This is a genomic window from Acidobacteriota bacterium, assembly GCA_040754075.1.
Taxonomy (GTDB): Bacteria; Acidobacteriota; Blastocatellia; order UBA7656; family UBA7656; genus JBFMDH01.
The window spans coordinates 90,329-113,447 of record JBFMDH010000006.1 but is presented as its reverse complement, the minus strand read 5'-3'; the positions used below and the strand labels follow the sequence as shown (position 1 = coordinate 113,447).

Below are 23,119 nucleotides of genomic sequence, written 5' to 3'. Positions count from 1 at the left end.
AAAAAGTTATCCGCGGATTGAACGAATGAAACGAATTGGGCGGATTCATCGCAAAAATGTAATCCGCTTTATCGGTTCAATCCGCTTAATCCGAGGACAAAGCTTTCGCTTTTAAGAAGCGTATTTTATTCTCAGCGAAATCTTCTGGAGAGGCGTTCGCCTAACCGGTAAGCCGCAAATGCCAGAATCGCACCGGCAAATAAATCAATGATGTAATGTTGATTGAGCACTACAGTGGAAAACCACATCGCCAAACCATAGACGACAATCCCCGTAAGCAGAGAAAAATTTCTTTGACGAAGGGCGAGCAGAAAAAATAGCACCGGATAAGCGCCGTGCAACGAAGGCACTGCGCCAAACCACATCGGCGCGGTGCCAATCATCTTTTGCACCAGCGCGCCATCCATCGCCATCGCCATATTGGTTTGCGCCACCAGTTCCGCGTTCGGTTGCGCGTTACCATATAAACTCACCCACCAGGGCGGCGCTACGGGCAAGAGCAAATAGGTGAGAATCGCCAGAGCGTTCAAAATGGTAAAAGCCCGCAGGTGACGCGCGAAAATTTCGCGGCTTGCGCCAAACCACACGCTTTTCAACCACCAGAAAAGCATCAGCAATGGAAAGATGAAGATGTGTGAAAAATAGATGAGTTGAGCACTGAGCAAAATTGCCTGCGCGAAAAATTGCTGGCTGTTGGTTGCAAGCCATATTCTGAGCGCATGCGGCGGCACTTCGCCCGCAAACAACCAGCCGAATAGCCAGGCTTCCAATTGATATGGCGCTTCGACAACGACGCGTGATAGCAAATGGGGTTGGACGAGACGCAGGCGGTCGTAGCCCAACCAGAAAGCAAAAAGCGGCAGCCAGTCAATAAAAAATCGACGACCGCGTTCAGCGGCAAATAGTGCCCCCGGAATCGCCAGCAATAAAAACCAGTGATAGGTTTTCAACGTGTGAGTCAATATACCGAGCGCCAGATACGCCAGCACACAAAGCCCCACAGCCAGTTGCCAGAATTGTAAGCGTGGTTTGATTGCCAGATGCGTCGCCAAAGATGAACCCTTGATAAAAATTTCGGCAGTCCGAGCCAACCCTTAGAGCGAACCCTGTGCCACAGCGGCGCTGCTGCTATTTTATTGATTTTTATTGACGGGCGACAAAGTCAACTGCAAGCGCACCGCAAAGATCATCCGACACTTGCAGTGCGCTTATTGCAGGTACGATGCTTGACGAAAAATCAATCAGCATTTCGGCATTGCGCATCGCCACTCATTCGGCTAAATATCTTGACCTTAAATTTCAAATGATATTACCGAGTATCAAAACGCCTGCTCGACATTGCCAAACGCGGGGTTGAGATAGCCATTGAAGAATCGGAAGCGGCGGCGTTAGGATGGATGGAACAAAATGGCGCAATCTAGCTTTCGACAAGGAGAAGAACGGTTATGTTGACAAATTATCTGAAAGCCGCAATGCGACAGGCACGCTACGAAATCTTGCCCGATGACCATAGTTTCTACGCAGAGATTCCTGGCTTTGAGGGCGTTTATGCCAATGCCGCAACGCTGGAAGATTGCCGCGAAGAATTGGCGGAAGTTCTCGAAGAATGGCTGCTGTTTCGCATCTCCCGTAATTTGCCTGTACCAGTGGCTGACGGCATCGAATTAACCATCAAGGAAGTTGCCTGATGCCAAGTTTCGGCGCGACTAAAAGAAAAGATTTGATTCAATATTTGCGGCAACTGGGATTTGAAGGTCCTTACTCTGGCGGCAAACATCAATTTATGGTGAAAGGCGCAATCACTCTACGAATTCCGAATCCACATCAAGGCGACATCAGCAAAGACCTGTTGAGCCGCATACTACGACAAGCCGGAATTGATAAGGACGACTGGGAAAAACTCTAGCTCTTTTGAGAACGAAGAGGTTTTGCTATAGATACCTTAAACCAATACCGCGACATCATTGAAAAGGTATTGACGAACTATGCCAAGATTCCTAACTCAAATAGCGAACTTGAAGACCGTGTTGTTTTTGACCACGAACGAGACCAGTATTTATGGCTCTGTTATGGCTGGGACAATAAACGGCACGAACACGGAGTAATCGCGCATCTGGAAATCGTCAACGGCAAAATCTGGATTCAGGAAAACAACACCGAAGAAGGCATTGCCACCGACCTCGAAGCCGCAGGCATTCCCAAAAATCAAATTGTTTTAGGTTTTCGCCACCCTGACCTCAGACCTTACACCGAATATGCAGTCGCTTAGAGCGGTTTGCGATTGAGTTTACTCAGCCGCTGTTGAGGAAACGGTCTTTGATCGCGTATGACGGGAAACCCGGTCAAAGACCGCTTCCTCAACTTGAGTAAATCGTTTTGCAAACGGCTATAGTTGTGAGCATCGCCAAGCAACCGCATTCATCTTAAAATCCTTTGCCTCTGGTTGTGGTTTTAATGCGGTAAATGGCTTTGTCGGCGGTGATGAAAAGCGCCGAGCCGTCTTCGCCCCAGTTGCAATTGCCGGTCGGCACGCCGGTTTCAATAGTGCCGAGCAATGTGCCATCCGGCGCAAATACATAAATGCCTTCGGGTCCGGCGCTGAATAGATTGCCGTCTTTATCGACCTTCAAACCATCGGGCGCGCCTTTGCGAATTTTCATCAATGCCGCCGCGTCAAAAAATATACGCCCGTTGGTAATCGTCCCGTCTTCTTTGACATCGAACACATACCAGGCGGCGCGCTCACCCAATGATTCGGTCACATACAGTTTTTTCTCGTCGGGTGAAAGCGCGATGCCGTTGGGGGCTTTGAGTTCTTTGGTAAGCAAGGTGAGTTTGCCGGTCTTAGACAGCCGGTAGACGCCGCAAAAATCCAAGGCTTTCTGCGGGTCATCAAAAGTTTTCGGAAGTCCCCAGGGCGGGTCTGTGAAATACAAATCGCCTTTCGCGCTAAACACCAAATCGTTCGGACTGTTCAGGCGTTTGCCGTCGAACCTGTCGGCAAGCGTCGTCTTTTTGCCGTTGCTTTCAAGTCGCGTAATGCGGCGGTCGCCATGTTCACACATCACCAGGTGACCATCATTATCATAAGTCAACCCGTTGGTGCCGGGTTCGCGCCCTGCAAATGGCGCGCTTCCCGTATAGCCGCTCGGTTTCATAAAAATCTCTGTAGGCTTATCTGCCTGCCATTTGATAATGGCATTTGCGGGAATGTTGGAAAACAGCAGGTAATTTTCTTGGCGATTCCACACCGGACCTTCGACCCAATCGAACCCGTCGGCAACCTTTTCAAGCTTGGCATCCGTTGCAATCAGTTTATCGATTCGCGGGTCAAGGCGGATGATGTTTCCTGCTTTGGTCGGTTGATCGACAGGGGCGACTTTTTCATTCGCGACAAAAGCAGGCGGCTCACTTGCCGGAGCGCGCGCCGCGAAGTACAAGGTGATGCTTAAAAGCAGAATCCATAACCCTCGCTTCATTAAATTACCTCCTCAATCGGTTGGGCAGGATGCCTAACCGCAGATACAAAGCGTCGCCGGTTAAAAAATCTTCACAATCGACAATTTGATGGGTGAAGGCTTCGAGCGCGCTTTGGACGAATTTTTCATAAACTGCGAATTCTTCGGAACCGATTTCACTGAGCATAGCTTCCTCCTGTTTAACTGTCGAATCCAGGTTCATTCTGCTGACATAAATAAAATGCCGGAATCGGGCACCAAAATTCCCAAAGGTTCGGCAGGAAAAGAAAATCACTGACAGAAAGCAGATTTCTGTTTGCCGGTAACTTTCAGCTTTTTTCCGCAGTTGCTCCTCAGCGCCTGCCTGCCACCACGCATGAAAACGCGGATAGAAATGATTGATGACTTCAATGAATCGATTGACATCGGCGGGCGCGATGAGGACTTCGAGGTGGTTGCGGAAATCTTCGATAGAGTTTGCAAGCACCGCCGCAACCCGCAGCGGTCGCAGCGTGTGTAGAAGATTTTTGCGAGCCGGAAATTTCTGAATGTGGAATCACTTTTGATTGGCAAGGATGGAACAGGCTTTTTCAAGGGCTTGTTCTAAGGTTTGCACAACGCCGTCGAGTTGTAGTTCGTAAACCTGATGCAGAAGTTTCCCCATTTGCGGTCCCGGTTGAATGCCGATTTCCCGCAGATGTCGCCCCATCAAAATCGGTTCCGGCGCGCCGCGCTGCAAATCAAGCTGCCGCACTTTTTCGATGAACCATTTTGCTGCCGGAGCTTTTTTATCACCGCCGGCAATCAAATCGGCTTTCACGGTGTGATAAAGCAAATTCATCTCAACCCGCCCGGCAAGTCTGCGAAAGTCGCCATCGGTGGTTTGTTCGCGCGATTCAAAAAATTGAATCGGCTTTTGGTGTTCGCTCACCAGCGCGAGCACCTGTTTTCGCACATCGTAATTGTTTATTGTAAAAATGCTGAGGGTGTCTAAAACGTCAATTGCTTGCTCAACCGATAAATCAAGACAAAGCGCCGCCAGCATGAGCGTCAAGTGTTTCTCTTTTGCCAACTCACCAACTTGACTTGCCCCGGCGTCTAATCGCTTTTGCGTTTTTGTAAATGCCGTCAATTCATTTGCACGGGGATTTTTTGTTAGCGCGTAAAGCGGAGGGAAAAGTTTTTCCAGTACGCCGAGTTCCAGTGCGACGTGCAGTCCAATAGAAGGTTTGGCAGCGCGCAAAAACAATTTTTCAAATTCACCCCAGATGCGCTCATGCGGCAAATCCGATAGATCAATGGTGCGACAAAGCGCGATGGTTTCCGGCGCAATCGTCATTTCAAAACGCGCGGCTATTTGCATTGCGCGCAGCACGCGCAGGCTGTCTTCAATAAAAGTATCGGCAGCGATTGCGCGAATGATGCGGTTTTCAATATCGGCAACGCCGCCGTATGGGTCAACGATTTCATCGGTGAGCGGGTCTTGCATAATCGCATTGATGGTGAAATCGCGACGTCTGGCAGCTTCGGCAAATGTCATGTGCGGGTCGCCTGTGATAACAAAGCCGCGATGCCCGCGTCCCGATTTCGATTCGCGACGCGGAATGGAAACATCTATCTCGACGCGCTGTTTCTTTACAATTGCGGATTGCGGATTGCGGATTGCGGATTTCGGGATAATTTTTACATTTTTAGAATTGGTTTCGGAAGATGGAACATAAATGGTTAATTTGTAAACTGCGAAATGTTCGCCGACGGTGTTGACGTGTCCGAAGGATTCGAGGGTGGAACGCAGAAGCGCAGGTTCTAAATAATAAACTTCGAGGTCGTAATCCTTCGATTCGTAGCCAAACAAACGATCACGCACGATGCCGCCAACCAGCATCGCTCGCCCGCCCGCGTCGCGTATCGCTTCACAGATTTTCAAGACTTCGTTGAGCATTTTCGGTAGTCAGTAGTCGGTGATCGGTAGCCGGTTTTAGATATGAATTACCGACCACCGGCTTCCGGCTTCCGACTACCGTGAAATTTATTTTTTCGCAAAGGCGCGAACGTAAGCGACCAGAGCTTTGATCTGTTCGTCGTTCATCTTGTCGCCAAATCCCGGCATCGGTTTTTTGCCTTCTTTAATGGCTTTGGTGAATTCTTCATCAGTCTCTTTTTTCTGCCACTCGGCATTGGTGAAGTTAGGCATCTCTTTCATTTTCATTTGCGCATTGCCTTTGCCATCGGCGGCGTGGCACATCTCGCATTTTTCGGTGTAGAGCGCTTTCGCGTCGACGCTGGCTTTCATCGTTTCACCGGATGCCGGTTGATTGGCATTCGCCGTCGCTGCCGGCGTCGTGCTGGTGGCGACCGGCGTAGCCGTGTTTTTATTGGCGGATTCGCTTGTGGTGCCGCAAGCGACAGAGAAAATTGCTGCGAAAATAAGAGCAAAAACTGCCTTCAAACTTTTCATTCAATCAGTTCCCCTTTCAAGAATTTGTGATAGTGGTTAGCTCAACGTGAAGCCAAGTTTTTGTGCAATGGTTTTTTCAATATCGGCAATGCCGATGCGTTCCTGTTCCATCGTATCGCGGTCGCGTATGGTGACCTGATTATCTTCCAGCGATTGATGGTCAACCGTCAAACAGAACGGCGTGCCGACTTCATCCTGCCGACGATAGAGTTTGCCAATCGCGCCCGTGTCATCGTAAACGGCGCGCATGGTGCCGGTGCGTTGCAAGCGGGTTTTAATATCTTTAGCGAGACTGACGATGCCTTCTTTGTTTTTGGCAAGCGGCAAAACCGCGACTTTAATCGGCGCGAGGTGGGGATGAAGTTTCAGGACGACGCGGGTTTCGCCGCGCACTTCCTCTTCGTTGTAAGCGTCCATCAGGAAGGCGAGCGTCGAACGCGCTACGCCCGCCGACGGTTCAATCACGTAAGGGAAGACGTGCTTATTCGATTCGTGGTCGAAATAGGTCATATCGGCGGTCGAATCGGGATTGTGCCGGACTTCCTCTTCGCCCTTGGATTTTTTGGAATCCTCTTTAATCCGCGCGAGAACCTTTTCGCCGGTTACCGGGTCAATCAAAATGTATTCGCCTTCGGCTTGCTCGCTAACAGGTTTATTGACGCGCACCATTTTTTTCGAGTGTGACATGGTGTCGAATGCCGTGCGATTGGCGATGCCTTCGAGTTCATCAAATTGCTTATCTTCCTCTTCGCGTTCGGGGAAGAAGCGATATTGCAAATCGACTGTGCGCTTGGCGTAATGCGCGAGTTCTTCGGGCGGTTGTTCGTATTGGCGTAAATTATTGGCATTCATGCCGAGCGACAAATACCAGTTGAAGCGGTCTTCAATCCAGCGGTCGTGCCATTGTTCGTCATTCAAATCGCCTTCTTTGAGAATGTGCGGCGGTTTGACGAAAAATTCGATTTCCATCTGCTCGAATTCGCGTGTACGGAAAATGAAATTGCCCGGCGTGATTTCATTGCGATAGGCTTTGCCAGTTTGTGCAATCCCGAAAGGCAATTTGCGATTGGTCGAATCAAGTACGTTTTTGAAATTAACGAAGATGCCTTGCGCGGTTTCAGGGCGCAGGTAAGCGAGTCCCGACCCGTCATCAACCGGGCCAACCGTGGTGCGAAACATCAGGTTGAATTTACGCGGTTCGGTTAAGTTGGTTGAGCCGCAAACCGGACATTTGCCTTCTATTTTATCGGCGCGGAGACGCGATTTGCACTCGCGACAATCGACCATCGGGTCGGAAAACGTCGCTTCGTGACCGGAATAATGCCAGACCAGACGGTTCATTAAAATGCCCGCGTCGAGTCCGACCATATCGTCGCGCTCATAGACCACCGAACGCCACCAGGCGCGTTTGATGTTGTTGACCAGTTCAACGCCGAGCGGGCCGTAATCCCAGACCGAACCGAGTCCGCCATAAATGTCGCTTGATTGAAAAACAAACCCGCGCCGTTTCGCCAGCGAGGTTATCGTATCGATTGTGACCATCTTATGAATCCTTCAATGCTTGAATTTTTGCAAAAATTGAATCAGCAACTATACAACAATCGGGAGGGGATTAGAAAGTTTACCGTTTGATGACAAACGGTTGAACCAATCCCTGATTGCCGACATCGTTTGAGCATTCGTTATAATGCGATTGAATGACTATGGAAATCATTAAAACCAATTGTCCCGCGTGTACGGTGGCGCTTGAATTTCCGAGCGATTTCGAGCATGTGATTTGTTCGGTGTGCGGCGCTTCTTATCGTGTGCGTAAGTACAAAGACACCTTGAGTCTGGCGATTATCGGCAAAACGGACGAAGCGATGCTGCTTCCAAATGATGCCAGCAACCTCAACGCTATCGAAGCCAGTCTTGCCGAACTGAATGAAGACATTGAAAAAGTGACGGAAGAGATTGAAGTTCTAAGAGCCAATGAAAAGGTTGCGCCGTTGCAGTTGGGCTGTTCGTTATTCGGGACGTTCGGCATTTTACTGCTGGTTTTTGCAGCTTTTGTAACGCTTGGCAAAAGCTATTTCGGCGGTTGGATTTTCTGGATAGCGGTGGGTGCAGTGCTGGTAATAAGCGTTTTGCGGATGCGGCGCAAATTGATGAACCGCGACAAACTGGAATACTACAAAAGCGAACGCGCCAGAATGGGAATTGTTTTGGAACAACTGCAATCGGAAAAGAATCGCATCGAACGACTTAAAGCAGAATTTGATTCCAGAGAATCCGAAAATTCATAACCGGCGAATTGATTTGAGGGAAAAGGAGGAAATTTTTTGCGCTTAAAATTGTGAACAATTTTAAAAAAATGAAAATTCACACGGGCTACGATGTGGCTAACTCAAGCATCCAACCGAATGCGTCAAGGGCTTTGAGAGAGTAACCCCATCAAGATGAAATCGGATTTACGGGTGTTGCTCGTAGAAGCACCAGGAGGTAGAGATTATGTTAAGAATAAGAACAACAATATTAGCTTTAACAGTCGCGTTTTTAATTGCAACATCATCAGCCGTTTTGGCAGGTGGCAGCAAAAAAGGTAATGACATACAGAGCGGAACCGCCAGAGAAATCAGAAAAGAACTGGTTACTCTGCCGTATTACGGCGTGTTCGATAACCTTGCATTTAAACTGGAAGGCGATACGGTAATCCTTTACGGGCAGGTTGTGCGTCCGACGACGCGCAAAGATGCTGAAAAACGGATTGCCAAAATCGAAGGCGTTGAGCGGGTAATCAATAACATTGAAGTTTTGCCGCTATCACGCTTCGATGATTCGATTCGTCTGCGCACTTACCGCGCGGTGTTCGGCGCAGGAAGTCTTTATCGTTATGGACAAGGCGTCAATCCTTCGATTCACATTATTGTGAAAAACGGTCATGTTTCGTTGGAAGGCATTGTTGCTACGGAAGGCGATAAGAATTTAGCCGGAATTTCAGCCAGAGGCGTACCCGGTTCTTTTTCGGTGACCAATAATCTTAAAGTTGAACGTCGCAGTTAAGTTTGACAAATTTAACATCTGAAAATAAGAGCCGGGCTAGCCGCGTGTTAGTCCGGCTCTTGCGTGTTGGTATAAAATAATTTGTGAACCATAATTTTATTGAGGCGTTTAAGCAATCGCCAAACAGCCTCTTCTTCAAAAAAGGTACTTATTGAAAAGTTTAATAGGAGTATGTGAACGATGGATGAGAATCTAACGATGATTAAAAAACAATTGCAGCGCGTAAAAATTATTGTCTTAATGCTGGCTTTGATGCTGGCGATAGGGACGGGGTATTCACTGGAAAAAATTGCAGCAGCACAATCAGCTACGCAAGCTCAGTTGCCCACACCACAGGATTTATCGCGGACCTTCGTAGGCATTGCCAAGCAGGTTAAACCGGCAGTCGTCAACATTGATACAGTTGAAGAGGTGAAACGCTCGACTTCATCGCGTCAAAGTAATCCGATTCCATTTTTTGATTTCGGCGATAGCGTCCCGCGTCGTCAACGTGGAACCGGCTCCGGTGTAATCATCAGCCAGGACGGTTACATTTTGACCAACAACCATGTCGCAGGCAACGCCAGTAAATTGAAGGTGAAGCTTACGGATGGTCGTGAGTTTACTGCCAAACTCGTAGGCTCAGACCCGGAAACCGATTTAGCGGTAATTAAAATTGATGCCCAGAGCCTGCCCTTTGCTAAACTCGGCGATTCCGAAAAGGTTGAGCAGGGCGAATGGGTGATTGCTCTGGGAAGCCCGTTTGGTTTAGAGCAGACGATGACCGCAGGCATCGTTTCGGCGCTCGGTCGTGACCTCGGCGCACAGGCGCAATTTACCAAATTCATTCAAACCGATGCTTCGATTAATCCGGGCAATTCCGGTGGCCCGTTAGTCAACATGAACGGCGAAATCATCGGCATTAACTCAATGATTTTTTCGCGTTCGGGAGCCAGCGAAGGCGTCGGTTTTGCTATCCCTTCATCCCTGGCATCGAAAGTCTATTCGCAAATCGTTAAAAACGGTAAAGTGACCAGAGCCTATCTGGGCGTCAATCCGCGGGATTTAACCCCGGCAATCGCTCGCAGCCTCGGCTATAAAGGCGGAACTACCGGCGCGTTGATTGCCAACATTCCGTCGCAAAGTGGTCCTGCTGCAAAAGCCGGTTTGCAAAGCGGTGACATCATTACCGAAGTGGACGGCAAAGCGATTAAAACTTCTAAAGAGCTGGTGGAAACGGTTGCCGATTTACCGGTTGGTAAACAAATCAACCTGAAATTCGTGCGTGAAGGCACGGAACAATCAGCTAATGTGGTTTTAGCCGAGCGTCCGAAATTATCGGATAATAACGAAGAGCAACCTGAAGAGAACGAAGAAGAAAACAGTACCGATAACGAGCTTGGTATCTCGGTTGTAACGGTGACCCCGCAGATGGCTTCGCAACTGAACCTCAAAGTGAATACCGGCGTTGTGGTGCAAGCGGTCAAATCGGATAGCCCTGCGGCTGAAGCCGGTTTGCAACGCGGCGTGGTGATTCATCGCGTAGAAGGCAAGCTGGTCAGAAACCGTGCCGAATGGATGAGCGCCATCGCCAGTCTCAAAGGGCAAAAAGAGATTGCCTTGCAAATCGAGCGTTCAGGCGGTCAATTCGATTTCGTAACCGTTACCCTTGATTAAGGTGATTGAAAATCAACCTTAATGGAAACCTCAAAAGCGACCAATAGATAAACTGTTGGTCGCTTTTTTATTTGAAATCCAGCCCACAATTGAGACATTTGTTGGGGTCTTTGACGAGCAGAAAGAGCAGAGAAACAATGCAGACGAAAAAGAATCCGACAACCGTAGCGACGATTGCCCATATCGGGGTGCTGCCTTTTAAAACATTTGCTGAACCGCAACGCGGGCAAATCAAACCGTGCGCCGCATGTGCTGCGGGCATTGCCATCGGCGGCTGCGGCGCTTGTTGATAAGTTTGCTGTGAACTAAAAGGGTTAGCGGTATCGACACCGGGCGGTGGTACGGATGGAATATAACCGGAATTGGGTTGTTTGAGCGGTGCCGAACAATAACGGCAGAAATTGGACTCTTCTCGATTTTCCGAACCACACTTTGCACAGACCATAACTTTTCCTCCCAGCAATTTCACCCGCAAAGCACTTGCAGACTAATTGTCAATGTCGCTGATGTCAATGATAAGAGTTAAGAGTCTGGAGTCCGGTGTCTGGGGTCACAAAATTGATGGGCGCAACACCCTGTACATTGTCGTGGAAATAATTTTCACAACAACCGAAAAACTTCGGGCAATCGACTCCAGACACCGGACTCCAGGCTCCAGACGGGTTATTACAGTCCCGCCATATCCCATTTACTGCGGATTTCTAAAATCAATTTCGCAAGTTTCTGGGTGACTTTCGCGAAGTATTCATCGGCTTTCGCCTGATCGAATTTCACATAGCCCTGACCTGCTTTGTATAAGCCAATCGACGACGGCGCGGGATATGCCGAATAGGTTCCGGGCGCGGGGTTCGGGGTTGCCAGCGCATCCGAATAACGCTCTTTGTGAACCAGTTTCGGGTCTATGGCTTGAATGAAGGCGTTTTCATTGAGTCCCGCGTGCCCGCCATCTTCGCCAAATACTGCAAGCGTCACATCCGAACAATAGCTCCACCAGTTGATGACCAGTGTGCGCACACGTTTTTCCTGACCGACTTCCGTAGCGATTTGCGTCAGCACGGCAGTTTGCGGTCCGCCGTGTCCGTTCATAATCACAATGTTGCGAAAGCCGTTTTTCGCGAGTCCGTTCAATACGTCTTTCACATAAGCGCGATAAGCCGCTTCGGAAATCGAAAAGGCTCCCGGATAAGCATCCATGCTGCCGGTGATGCCGTAAGGAATGACCGGCGCAACCAGCGCGTTGACCTCTTTGGCAATCCGTCGCGCAATGGCAACCGGGGCAGTGATGTCCGCGCCGTTATTGATGACGCCGTGCGGTTCAAGGGTTCCCGTAGGCAAAATGACGGTGTTGACTTTCGCCGGAACGACTTCTTTAAACTCCATCCAGTTGAGGTCCTGCATCTCACGTGTTGAAAGAGTGTCCTGCGCTGAAGCGGTGGCCATCAAAATAGCAAATAGAAAAACAGCGGCGAAGAAGCGAAGCATAAACGAATCCTCCTGTGTGAGCGATAATTTTGCGCAGTGATTTTAGACGAGAGCAATGCAAGTGAAAAATGAAAGCGGCAAAAATATAGAGTTTGAGAAAAAGAAGTTTAAAAAGCCGGCTGAAATCAAGGTCTAATAACGCGAGGTTGATTGCGCCAATGAACATTGGAGGAACCGCGCCCATAAATTTTGGCTACGGGTCAATTCCGCATCAAGCTCATTTTAATTGCAAGGCTGGAGCCGTCAGGGATTAACAATGGAATTTCCAGGCTGGCGCGGCGGGTCGTCGCGTGGGCGCGTAGGGGCGGGCGGGTTTTTATCGAACTCCGGGGCAAGCTCCCTATTGATCGCCGCCCAATCAGGACTCTCTTCTTCGCTTGCGACAATCGCACCAATTGGGCACTCCGGCAGGCAAAGTCCGCAATCAATGCAGACGTCGGGGTCAATTATCATGAACACCTGCCCCTGAAAATCTCCCGGTTTGATACAATCAACCGGACAAACTGCTGCACACGTGGCATAACGCTCACCAAGACATTTCCCTGTGACGACATAAGCCATCGTTCGCTCCTGTATCTCCCCGGGGCAGTGAATCAGCTTCGTAACCGCGCCGAACTACTGTTTGACGCGGCGCAGTTTCGGCGCGATTGCCATCACTGCCGCATAAGCGTAACCGAAGAAATAAATCAACAGAAAGGGAATCGTGCCAAAAGTCTGACTGTGAATCGCATACCAGATGGTAAAAATGAAGTAGATGGCGAAGAGCAGTTCCAACCACGGCAAAGACCAACGCCGCGACATATAGCTTTTCTTGACCCAGGATTTGTCTTTGCTCTCTTCGATGCGATATTTCGGCGTGCGGACAAATTCGCTTTTGTGCCCGATGAGCGCTTCAAACACCGCCCGCGCATTTGAAAAGGTCAAGGCGATGCCCATGCTCATGGCAAAAGGAATGTATTTCAATTTGCTTTTCCAGTCGTTCGGATGCAGATAGATTTGCGGGATTAAAAAGTAAAAAATTACCGACACCGTTGAAAAAGTCAGGATGGGAATATCCAGCGCAAACAGATGAAACAAGCCTTGATTGTAGCGCACAATCAAAATCGGCAGGTTCACCAGCGCCAGCACAATCACCAGCGGCGCGGCTAAATTGCCGGTGAGGCGAAAGAATTGTTCGAGTTTGGTCTGCATCGTCAGACGCGGGTCTTTCCACATGCGCTTCAGGAGTTTGATTCCCACTTGCACCACGCCTTTCGCCCAGCGTTTTTGCTGTGATTTGAACGCGGTCATATCCACAGGTAATTCCGAAGGCACATCCTCATCCATCAGATAAACGAAATGCCAACCCATGAGTTGGGCGCGATACGACAGGTCGGTGTCTTCGGCAAGCGTGTCGTGTTGCCAACCACCTGACCATTCGATGGCTTCGCGTCGCCACATGCCTGCGGTGCCGTTGAAATTGAAAAAGCCGCCGCAACGATTGCGCGCCGTCTGTTCAATCACAAAATGGGCATCAAGCATGACCGATTGAACTTTGGTGAGCAGCGAATAGTTGGCATTGATATGGCTCCAGCGCAGTTGCACCATGCCAACCCGTTCATCAGTGAAAAAATGCACCAGTTTGCGCGCCACATCCGGGCGCGGCACAAAGTCCGCATCAAAAATTAAAATCAATTCGCCCGAAGATTTTTTCAACCCCTCTTCCAAGGCTCCGGCTTTGAACCCCGCGCGATTGGTGCGGTGGTGATAGACGATGTCAAAGCCTTGCTCGAAATAGTTTTTCACCGTTTGACTGGCAATTTCCGTGGTTTCGTCTGTCGAATCATCAAGCACCTGAATTTCCAGCAACTCTTTCGGATAATCGATTTTGGTGATGGCTTCAATCAACCGCTCGGCGACATACATTTCATTGAACAGCGGCAACTGCACGGTGATGCGCGGCAAACGCTCTTCGGCAAATTCGGCTTTCGGACGCGGCGCATATTTTTTATAGCGCAGGAAAAGATAAATCATGCGATAGCGATAGACGCCATAACAGGACAGCAATCCGAGAATGCCGAAATAGGTGACCATCAAATAAATATCCAGCCAGTCATTCACGTTTAAATAACTGATGTTGCCCGCCGGATAATTGCCGCCGCCGCCAAATGACGATGCCAGCATTTTATCTACACTATCGTTGCCGGTCAGGCGCGTTTCAATGCCAATCAAGCGAACATCAACGGTGTTATCGGCTTCAACCTTGACGCTTTGCAATAATTTCTCAACGTTTTCGTATTCGGCAATGAGCAGATAATTGCCGGGTTGCAATGCGTTAAATGTGAATTCGGATTTATCGTTGGCGATGGCTTTCAGTTCTTCGCCGGTGGTTTTGTTGCGGGCAATCACGGTCACGCCATAAATCGTGTAACCGCGTGGGTCATAAATGTTGCCTTGGATTGCTCCGGTGGTCGGTTTCGTGGTTTCGGCAAAAGCCGCGAGCGTCAAAAGCAGTATGAGAAAAAGCGTGTTGAATAATTGCATTCTAAACAATCCTAAATAAAAAATACCTGCAAAAAACCGGGCGTTGGATGCCTATGATATTCAAAATTGTTGCATAAAGAAAAGCGAAAGTATATTTGCAGTTGGCAGGGGATTTCAAGACTTCATTTATTTTAGTCATTTGTCCCTTAGTCACCGGTCATTAGTGAAATACCGTTTGGTATAGGCTCACAAAGTGAAGGTCAGTATATCGGGATACAATAACTTCACGACCATTGAGCAAATGACCAATGACAAATGGCAAATTAAAACCGGACGACGGTGTCGGGTCCGCCTTCAATGTGAACCGTATCAATGAAGCGCACACTCTTGGTGCGGTCGGTTGACATGATGATTGACGACGTGCGTGTGCCGGTTCCGAAAAAGCGCACGCCGCGCAAAATCGTGCCGTCGGTGACGCCGGTGGCTGCAAAGATAATCTGTTTACCGGGTGCAAGATCATCGGTGTCGTAAATTTTTCGATGGTCTTGAATCCCCATCGCCTGCATGCGTTCCAGCGCATCTTCGGAAATGCGGCTGCGGTCTTCCAAATCCTCAAGCTGCTCTTTCAAAACGAAACGCGCCAGTATCTGCCCGTTCAAACAATGCATTGCCGCTGCGGTCAATACGCCTTCGGGCGCGCCACCCGTGCCCATCACGGCGTGAACCCCCGAACCTGCGACTGCCGCCGAAATACCTGCGGACAAATCGCCATCGGTGATGAGTTTGATACGCGCTCCGGCGGCGCGAATATCGGCAATCAATTTTTTGTGGCGCGGACGGTCAAGCACGATGACCACCAGGTCATCAATGTCGCGGTCTAAGCGGCGGGCAATGGCTTTCAGATTATCTTTGACCGGCGCATCGAGTTCGACGCAGCCTTTGGCGGCAGGTCCGACAATCAATTTCTGCATATACAAATCGGGCGCGTGCAACAGACCGCCTTTTTCCGAGCATGCCATCACGGCAATCGCATTGGCGGAACCCGTAGCGCAGAGGTTGGTGCCTTCAAGCGGGTCAACCGCGATGTCGACTTCAGGATATTGATTGCCGTCAACGTCCGGCTTATGACCGAGTCCGACTTTTTCGCCGATGTAAAGCATGGGCGCTTCATCGCGTTCGCCTTCGCCGATGACGATTTCGCCGCGCATCGGCACGGTGTCCATGATTTTTCGCATGGCTTCGACAGCAACGTGGTCGGAATATTTTCTATCGCCCTGTCCCATGGTTTGCGCCGAAGCGATAGCCGCCGCTTCAACGACGCGCAAAAAATCAAGCCCCAGTTCCTGTTCCATTTTTCTTTCCATACTCAATCGTCCTCCCGGTCAATTTCCATAAACACCTGCTCGCATTCAAAAATCCCCGCAAAGGGACTTGATAATGCTTCATCCCTTTTCTTTTTTCAAGTGAGCGCGTCGAAATATTTTCCTTCAAGTGGAGATTTTTGCATTGTTTTTCAAGCCTTTTGCGTCCTAAATCAGGAATGCCTTTAACGCAGTGATTCGTCCCGGAATCATTTCAGGCGTTCATCAGAAAAATAAACTGAATAACCCGATGCAAAGGAGTTTCGCCATGCGAAAAAATCTCAGCCTCTTTGTGACCTGTCTGTTGGTTTTTATGCCTGATGTCTGCCTGTTGAATGTTGCCGGTAGCATGAGGGTTATCCACTCTGAACCGGCTCTGGAAGTGGTTTCACTTATCATCAATGAATATCAGGCTGACCCTGCCGACGGTATTGAAGGCGATGCCAATGGCGACGGCACCCGCAGCGCCTCACAGGATGAATTCGTCGAACTCGTCAATACCGATTCCGCGCCGCTTGATGTGAGCGGTTTTACCATAAGCGATGCCGCACAGGTGCGATTTACTTTTCCACAGGGAAAAATTATTCCGGTCGGCGAAGCGGCGGTAGTCTTCGGTGGCGGAACGCCTATGGGCGATTTCGGCAATGCGGGAAACAACGGGTTGGTATTTGCCGCAAGCGGTTTGAATTTGAATAACGGCGCGGATTCCATCATCGTTAAAGACCATTTCGGGGTTGAGGTCACAAGACGCGATTACCCTTCAGCGGACGGTTCGGCAAATCAATCCATTACCCTCAGTCCCGATATTTCGGGCGATTACGTTCGCCATTCGCTGGCAGCAGGCAGCAACGGCGCGCTCTTTTCGCCCGGAAGAAAAATCACTGGCGAGGCGTTCACCGTTGCGCCGTTGATTGCAAACCTCTCTCCCGCAAGCCATGCGCAAAGCGATGCGCCTTTTGACATCGACCTAATCGGTGAACATTTTCAAGCGGGCGCGGTTGTCCGAATTGACGCAACGCCGGTTGCGACATCATTCATAGATAACACCAAACTCATTGCCACGGTTCCCGCAAGCGTTGCTTCCACAGGTGGCAATCATCGCGTCGAAGTCGTCAATACAGATGGCAATCATTCAAACGCTTTGAATCTTGAAATCATTTTACCTGCACCGGTTTTATATTCATTGGCTCCGAGAATCATTGAAATCGGCGCGGGACAATTTACGCTGTTTCTCCAGGGGTTGAATTTCGCCAATACGACGGTCGTACTGGTTGATAACGTCGTTGTCACCACGGCGTTTTCCAATAAACGCGAATTGCGCGCGACGATTCCGGCGGCGCTCACCAACGCGCTTGGCGAGCGTCACGTCAAGGTTCGCAACCCGGATGGCAAGCTCTCGAATGAACTCATTTTTGAAATCACTGCCAAACGTCCGCGCATCACGGCTATCAACCCGCAACAGGTGCTTGTCGGTTCGCCGGCGTTTACGCTTGAAGTGACAGGCGCGAATTTCAACAACCAGGCAACTATCAGTTTCAATCAAACGCCACTTGAAACCAAATTCATCTCTTCAACGGTGCTTCTCGCAGAGGTCAAAGCAGAGTTCTTAACCAGTGCCGGATTGAAACCCGTTGCGGTCACCAATCCCGATGGCGTAATGACCCCTGAAATCGCTCTGCGGGTCATCCCCGACGCGCCGCGTATTCTGTCGCTCACGCCGGATTCAGCTATCGAAGGCAGCGCCACGCAAACCATCGAAATTATCGGAGAGCAATTCCGGTCAGGCGCGCAGGTGCGAATGCTTACGGATTCACCTGTGCCGGTTGAATTGGCAACCCGGTTTATTTCCGACCGCCAGCTTGAAGCCATCCTTGATGCGGATTTCCTGCAAACCGCAAAGAACCTCGTGCTCACTGTCGAAAATCCCGATTTCGGTATTTCCAATGAAGCGGTTTTCAAAGTCCTCATTAAAGACCCACTGGTTATCAACGAATATCTGGCAGACCCTGCGGATAGTGAAGCGGGCGATGCCAACGGAGACGGGGCGCGCAGTTCTTCGCAGGATGAATTTATTGAAATCGTCAATCGCACCAATACGGCGATGGATATTTCGGGCTACAAAATTTCCGATAACGACAGCGCGCGCCACGTGTTTGAAGCGGGAACGGTCATTCCACCTTTTGAATGCACAGTGGTTTTTGGCGGCGGCACTGCCAACGGAAATTTCGGCAATGCGTTAGAGAACCGTTTGGTATTCAAAGCCTCGACCGGCGGGCTGTCGCTCAACAACGGCGGCGATGTGATTAAACTCGAAGACGCGCAAGGACACATCATTCAGGAAATTCATTTTACTGCAATCGAAGGCAACGCCAACGAATCAATCAATCGTGAACCGGACGGTGATGGCGCGGTTTTTTCTCTGCATACGATGGTCGGCAAAAATGGCAAATTGTTTTCACCAGGCACGAAAGCTACAGGCGACACCTTTACGATTAAACCGCTGGTGACGGAACTGATGCCTGCCAGTATTCACGTCAATTCGCCAGCGTTTACCTTGAAAATTTCGGGAGAGAAGTTTTCTTCACAAGCGCAGGTATTGTTTAACGAAACCTTGCTTGCGACCAATGTGCTTTCATCAACCGAAATTGAAGCGATGGTGGGCGCGGAATTTTTAACCGAAGCCGGTTTCGTCAATGTGCAGGTGCGCAATCCGAAAGGCGAGCTTTCGCGAGCCTTACAATTTTTAATTATCGGAGAGTCGCCGCGCATTCGTTCGCTTACGCCTGCAAAAACCGGAACCGGCGCGGAAAATCTCGAAATCGTCATTCAGGGCGAACACTTTCAACGCGCTTCGTCGGTTTCGCTTGCTGGCGAAAAAATTACGACGCAATTCAACTCTGCAACCGCGCTTACCGTGATTGCCCCCGCGAAATTTTTTACGGCAGCGGGCGAACTCGCAATCAAAATCACTAATGCGGATGGGAGGCAGTCGAATGAAGTAAACCTCAGCGTTGAAAATGGTCCCCTCATCACCCGGCTGTCACCAAAAAAAATTAAAACGGGCAGCGGCGCGTCGTTGATAAAAATTTCCGGTGTGGCTTTTCAATCGAATGTCGTGTTGTTTGTCAATCATCGCGCTGTGCCGACCGAGTTTCAAAACGACGCGGAACTCCGGGCGACGATTCCGGCAGAACTGACAGGGGTGAAAGGCGAATTGGAATTGCAGGCGCGTCACACGGATGGCGGACGATCAAATCGCGTGAAAATCAAAGTGGTCGAATGACGAAAGCGATTCAAGAAGGTCGCAAGGGAAGGGTTGATTGGCGGCGACCTTCTCGAATCTTTGAGAAATTACATGCGGGTTAAACTGACGCTTCCCGAAACCGATGACAGATGCAAACGGCGCGAACCATCTCCAAGGCGACCGGTGGCGGAAGTGCCCGGCGAATACCGTTCACGCTTTTTGATTTCGAGCGGAAAATCGGTTTTCAAATTGCCGCTGAGCGTTGACATATTCACCGTCGCATCGAGATCTGCGGGGATTCGGACATCGACTTCGCCGCTCACCGAAGAGAATTTCATATCGTCATTGCCTGAGAGTTTGGTGATTTCGACATCGACTTCGCCGCTCACACTTGAGGCATTGACGGTGCCCGACACTTCGCGCACTTTTACTTCGCCGCTGACGCTTGAAGCTTTAATGTTGCCGGAAATGTTGCTGATTTCAACCGAACCGCTAACCGAAGAGATGCCGTCAAAATTGTAGTTCATCGAACGCGGAACTTTGACCTCGAAATTGATGCTGGCTTCACAGTTATTGCATCTTTCGGGATAGTGAACTTTGACATCGACGCGATTACCGCTGCTTAAATCTTCGACTTCAACGCGGTCACGGTCGCGCCCTTCTTTGGTGGCGGTGACTAAAATTGCATTGCCGTCATAACCGGTCATCACGATATTACCGGAAATGTTGCGAATTCTGACCTGCCCGCCTGCGCCCAATTGATAACTTTTTTGAAAATCCTGAGCCGAAACCGAAGCTGCGATAAAACACACGAATACCAACGCCACAACCAGTGATAGCTTTTTCATGATGAGTTGAACTCCTTTGTTTATTGAATTGTTTTTACGCAGGGTGAGTGGCAGAGACTAGGGAAAGGTTGCAAAAAATTTAGCGGACGATGGGTGAAAGTTTGCTTATCAGGCGGACACACCTCAAGCAGAGGTTTTGAAACGGTTTGAAAAGCTGTGGGCAATTTGCGTATTCGCTTCAATCAGCGTTTGATGCCGGGCGTTTCGTTGCCTTTGATGGCTTCGATTTGCACGTTGACGCGATTGAGTTTCAGCGGTGCGGTCAAGGATTGTGTATGCCTGCGAATTCTCGCAGCCAATTGTTCGGCTTCATTTTGCAGTTTGTCCAGACGTTCATTCAGTGTATCGAGGTAACGTCTGGCGGATTCCAACCGGCGCATGCATTTCGCGCCCGACCTGCCCAAATCGGCAATGGCGCGGTCGAGTTTAACGGCGCGCGCCTGATATTCGAGAAGTTTATCGGTTTGTCCGGCAGAGGCTGCGGATTTGATTTTAGGAATTAAGGCGCGGCGTTCACTCCAACGCTCTTCCAACATCGTGTTGATTTCTTTGAGTTGTGATTCGGCATCGCGTAAAACCGCTTCGGCTTGCATTAACTCGGTTTTGGCTAGACTCACTCTATCCCGCATAGCATCACTCCCAGGAGAAAAATTTATAATTATTTTACAAGTATCATTTGACCGAATTGTTCGGAATTCAGACCTAAGGAGGCGAGGTTTTATTCTCCTCTACACATTCACCACGCCTTAAAGTAAACGTATCGCTTTGAACAAGCAATAGTTTTTATTGGGCGCGAAAGTTTGCCGAGATAAAGAATTGACTTTCAAGAAGGGGTATGTTTGAATTCGGCTATCTAAGCTATCTAGCCCCTTACAATTTGTCAGAAACCTGTAAGTTCTCCCTCAACTGAATAGCTGAATTTGTAATGCTGGTTCAGCCCTTGGAACTTAATGGTAAAACTGACAAAGCCTGTCCCCTGCCAGCCCAGAGGCACGGAGGACGGTAAGAGTTTAGAAGCGAAACCAACGGCTTGGCTTTTGATGTTGGTGGTGGGAGCGTATCTAAAAACTCTGTCAGCTTTTCAAACTTTCGGTTTTAGGTAAGAAGGATTTTTTTTCTTCTGCGAAGGAGGTTGCTTGCAATGAAAAGAGTGTTAAAAAACACCCCGACAAAATTATTCATTTTGTTTGCACTAATACTGATCTGCTCCCAAACGAGTTTTGCTACAACCGTGGTGATTCCAACCGACGATGCAATGGTTCTCGGAAGCCGCGCCATCGTTCGCGCCCGGGTGCTCGCGGTCGGCACCTCTTATGATGAACAAACCAACCGGGTTTATTCCTATATCACCCTGCGCATTCAGGAAGTCTTAAAAGGCAAAATCAAAGAGCGCAAAATTGTCCTTAAAGAGTTAGGCGGTGAAACGCCCACGATGGGAACGCTGGTATACGGCAATCCCAGATACAGACCCGAACAAAATGTCATCGTTTTTTTAGACACCTGGCGCGATGGTTCATATCGCACCCATCAAATGTACCTTGGAAAATACAACATTGAAATGGACGAGCAAACCGGTCACGAGATGGCTGTGCGGGAAACGGTTGATGAAGGTGTCGTGGTTTTGCAAAACATAGCGGACGCCGAAAATCCGCAAAAAACCGACCGCGTTGAACTGAGCAGCTTTTTGCAGATGATTCGCGAGAAAGTGGTGGCGCAAACCGAACAAAGCCGGATTTTTGAGGAAACATACTACAGCGGCGTGCCGAGGCTTGCGGAACCGCCCGAATACCAAAATATCACTAGCGAAGGGCGCATCCAACCCAATTGGACATATATCAGTTCAGCGCATCCATCATGGTTTGAAATCTATGATGGGCAACCGGTGAGTTTTTTAATTAATCCGACCGGCGCTCCGACTTCATCGTCTGTAAATGATGTGGAGTCAGCGATGAATGCCTGGTCGGTGATTTCCGGTTCAGCTTTGCGTGTTGTGAACGGGGGAACAACCGGTAACTGCACCAGCGGTTTTCAGAATGTCATTGTCTTTAATAACTGTGACGGGCGTTGGTCGCCAAGTGGTGGCAGTTGTCAAGGAACTTTGGCGCTTGGTGGGTTGAACTGGATTCCCGGCAGCACGAGAGTCATCAACGGCGTGACCTTCGTTCAGGCAACGGGTGGTTTCATCTCGTTCAATCCTTATGCGGCATGTTACTCAGGTGATCATTGTAATTTACAGGAAATCGCCACGCATGAACTTGGTCATGCACTAGGCTTGGGACATTCAAGTGTCTTTTCCGCAACCATGTATGCGATTGCTCATTTTGATGGACGTTGTGCAAGCGTCATGCAGGATGACATGGACGCGATGCGTTTCATCTATCCGGCAACATCAGGTGGCGGCGGACCGCTTTCGATTGTTACCACATCACCTTTGGCGAATGCCACGACCGGGCAAGCGTATTCACAAACCCTTGTGGCTTCGGGCGGCACCGCGCCTTATACCTGGAGTTTGGTGTCAGGGAGTTTACCCGCAGGCTTGACGCTCAGTTCAAGCGGCGTCATCAGCGGAACCCCGACGACCGCCGGAACCGCGAATTTTACAGTGCAGGTGGGTGATTCGGGGCAGGCAACGGCACAAAAAGCATTTGCCATAACGGTAAGTGCGGCATCTACAGCTTACGACGCGCAGTTTGTTTCACAAACCGTTCCGACCACCTTGACACCCGGTCAACAATTCAGCGTCAACATGAAGTTTTTAAACACCGGGTCGCAGACTTGGGCAAGCGGCTCAACCAGTTTCTATCTGGCTTCGCAAAATCCCGCTTTGAATCAAACCTGGGGCGGCAACGGCGTATCGCTTGCGAATTTTGTAGTAAACCCCGGCGAACAACTTGATGTAACCTTTACCGCAACAGCGCCGGCAACCGCGGGCACCTACAATTTCCAATGGCAGATGTATCAAAACGGCGGGGTCGGTTTCTTCGGACAAGCGTCAACGAATGTATCGATCCAAGTGGGAAGCGGCGGCGGCGGTGGCGGCGGGGGAACCGATAGCGCGGCATTCGTCACCCAGAGCGTTGCCACGACGATGACCGCCGGGCAATCGG

Annotated in this window: 21 protein-coding genes; 8 read left to right on the top strand and 13 right to left on the bottom strand. The window is 49.7% G+C overall.

The window, feature by feature from the left end; translation table 11 throughout:
- Window positions 1–131: 131 nt before the first annotated feature.
- On the bottom strand, window positions 132–1,052 hold the full coding sequence (locus AB1757_08680) for a phosphatase PAP2 family protein (protein ID MEW6127100.1): 921 nt from the start codon (window positions 1,050–1,052) through the stop codon (window positions 132–134).
- A gap of 393 nt (window positions 1,053–1,445) precedes the next feature.
- Here AB1757_08680 and AB1757_08675 point away from each other — a divergent pair, with 393 nt between their 5' ends.
- The 3 genes from AB1757_08675 to AB1757_08665 are packed head-to-tail and all read left to right on the top strand — an operon-like array spanning window position 1,446 to window position 2,269.
- The gene (locus AB1757_08675) at window positions 1,446–1,688 is read left to right on the top strand and encodes a type II toxin-antitoxin system HicB family antitoxin (GenBank protein MEW6127099.1); all 243 of its coding nucleotides are present in this window, start codon (window positions 1,446–1,448) and stop codon (window positions 1,686–1,688) included.
- A complete protein-coding gene (locus AB1757_08670) occupies window positions 1,688–1,906 on the top strand; it encodes a type II toxin-antitoxin system HicA family toxin (GenBank protein MEW6127098.1) in 219 nt (72 codons plus the stop codon). The genes AB1757_08675 and AB1757_08670 overlap by 1 nt, the downstream gene beginning before the upstream one ends.
- A 27-nt stretch (window positions 1,907–1,933) precedes the next feature.
- A complete protein-coding gene (locus AB1757_08665) occupies window positions 1,934–2,269 on the top strand; it encodes a XisI protein (GenBank protein ID MEW6127097.1) in 336 nt (111 codons plus the stop codon).
- Window positions 2,270–2,423: 154 nt separating this feature from the next.
- On the opposite strand, the gene AB1757_08660 is transcribed toward AB1757_08665, so the two are convergent.
- From AB1757_08660 to AB1757_08640, 5 genes are all read right to left on the bottom strand, one after another.
- Window positions 2,424–3,479 carry an SMP-30/gluconolactonase/LRE family protein gene (locus AB1757_08660; protein MEW6127096.1) on the bottom strand — a complete coding sequence of 352 codons (1,056 nt, stop codon included), beginning with the start codon at window positions 3,477–3,479 and terminating at the stop codon, window positions 2,424–2,426.
- Window positions 3,480–3,483: 4 nt separating this feature from the next.
- The gene (locus AB1757_08655; protein ID MEW6127095.1) at window positions 3,484–3,945 is read right to left on the bottom strand and encodes a hypothetical protein; all 462 of its coding nucleotides are present in this window, start codon (window positions 3,943–3,945) and stop codon (window positions 3,484–3,486) included.
- 69 nt (window positions 3,946–4,014) lie between these two features.
- A complete protein-coding gene (locus AB1757_08650) occupies window positions 4,015–5,400 on the bottom strand; it encodes a hypothetical protein (protein ID MEW6127094.1) in 1,386 nt (461 codons plus the stop codon).
- An 87-nt stretch (window positions 5,401–5,487) separates the two neighbouring features.
- The gene (locus AB1757_08645) at window positions 5,488–5,916 is read right to left on the bottom strand and encodes a cytochrome c (protein MEW6127093.1); all 429 of its coding nucleotides are present in this window, start codon (window positions 5,914–5,916) and stop codon (window positions 5,488–5,490) included.
- 36 nt (window positions 5,917–5,952) lie between these two features.
- Entirely contained in the window at window positions 5,953–7,458 is a 1,506-nt protein-coding gene (locus AB1757_08640; protein ID MEW6127092.1) for a glycine--tRNA ligase, read from the bottom strand.
- A 161-nt stretch (window positions 7,459–7,619) separates the two neighbouring features.
- Here AB1757_08640 and AB1757_08635 point away from each other — a divergent pair, with 161 nt between their 5' ends.
- The 3 genes from AB1757_08635 to AB1757_08625 all read left to right on the top strand — a co-directional run bounded on the left by AB1757_08635 (window position 7,620) and on the right by AB1757_08625 (window position 10,614).
- Window positions 7,620–8,201, top strand: coding sequence for a hypothetical protein (locus tag AB1757_08635; protein ID MEW6127091.1), 582 nt, complete (start codon window positions 7,620–7,622; stop codon window positions 8,199–8,201).
- Window positions 8,202–8,406: 205 nt separating this feature from the next.
- Window positions 8,407–8,958: a BON domain-containing protein gene (locus AB1757_08630; protein ID MEW6127090.1), complete on the top strand. Its 552-nt coding sequence runs from the start codon at window positions 8,407–8,409 to the stop codon at window positions 8,956–8,958.
- A 180-nt stretch (window positions 8,959–9,138) separates the two neighbouring features.
- Entirely contained in the window at window positions 9,139–10,614 is a 1,476-nt protein-coding gene (locus tag AB1757_08625; protein ID MEW6127089.1) for a Do family serine endopeptidase, read from the top strand.
- A 67-nt stretch (window positions 10,615–10,681) separates the two neighbouring features.
- Here AB1757_08625 and AB1757_08620 read toward each other — a convergent pair whose 3' ends face one another.
- The 5 genes from AB1757_08620 to glpX form a co-directional block, all read right to left on the bottom strand.
- The gene (locus AB1757_08620) at window positions 10,682–11,059 is read right to left on the bottom strand and encodes a zinc-ribbon domain-containing protein (protein MEW6127088.1); all 378 of its coding nucleotides are present in this window, start codon (window positions 11,057–11,059) and stop codon (window positions 10,682–10,684) included.
- 221 nt (window positions 11,060–11,280) lie between these two features.
- Complete coding sequence (locus AB1757_08615; protein MEW6127087.1) at window positions 11,281–12,054, bottom strand: creatininase family protein; 774 nt, start codon at window positions 12,052–12,054, stop codon at window positions 11,281–11,283.
- 285 nt (window positions 12,055–12,339) lie between these two features.
- On the bottom strand, window positions 12,340–12,657 hold the full coding sequence (locus AB1757_08610; protein ID MEW6127086.1) for a ferredoxin family protein: 318 nt from the start codon (window positions 12,655–12,657) through the stop codon (window positions 12,340–12,342).
- A gap of 54 nt (window positions 12,658–12,711) precedes the next feature.
- A complete protein-coding gene (locus tag AB1757_08605; GenBank protein ID MEW6127085.1) occupies window positions 12,712–14,619 on the bottom strand; it encodes a glycosyltransferase in 1,908 nt (635 codons plus the stop codon).
- Window positions 14,620–14,882: 263 nt separating this feature from the next.
- The gene (glpX, locus tag AB1757_08600; GenBank protein MEW6127084.1) at window positions 14,883–15,911 is read right to left on the bottom strand and encodes a class II fructose-bisphosphatase; all 1,029 of its coding nucleotides are present in this window, start codon (window positions 15,909–15,911) and stop codon (window positions 14,883–14,885) included.
- Between the two features lie 277 nt (window positions 15,912–16,188).
- On the opposite strand from glpX, the gene AB1757_08595 reads away from it, so the two are divergent.
- Complete coding sequence (locus AB1757_08595) at window positions 16,189–19,203, top strand: lamin tail domain-containing protein (GenBank protein MEW6127083.1); 3,015 nt, start codon at window positions 16,189–16,191, stop codon at window positions 19,201–19,203.
- 68 nt (window positions 19,204–19,271) lie between these two features.
- Here AB1757_08595 and AB1757_08590 read toward each other — a convergent pair whose 3' ends face one another.
- Together AB1757_08590 and AB1757_08585 are read right to left on the bottom strand one after the other, a co-directional pair.
- Window positions 19,272–20,012: a DUF4097 family beta strand repeat-containing protein gene (locus tag AB1757_08590; GenBank protein MEW6127082.1), complete on the bottom strand. Its 741-nt coding sequence runs from the start codon at window positions 20,010–20,012 to the stop codon at window positions 19,272–19,274.
- Window positions 20,013–20,194: 182 nt separating this feature from the next.
- The gene (locus AB1757_08585; protein MEW6127081.1) at window positions 20,195–20,641 is read right to left on the bottom strand and encodes a hypothetical protein; all 447 of its coding nucleotides are present in this window, start codon (window positions 20,639–20,641) and stop codon (window positions 20,195–20,197) included.
- Window positions 20,642–21,153: 512 nt separating this feature from the next.
- Between AB1757_08585 and AB1757_08580 the strand changes: the two genes are divergently transcribed.
- Window positions 21,154–23,119 (top strand): putative Ig domain-containing protein (locus AB1757_08580; protein ID MEW6127080.1); only part of this gene is annotated, 1,966 nt, incomplete at its 3' end.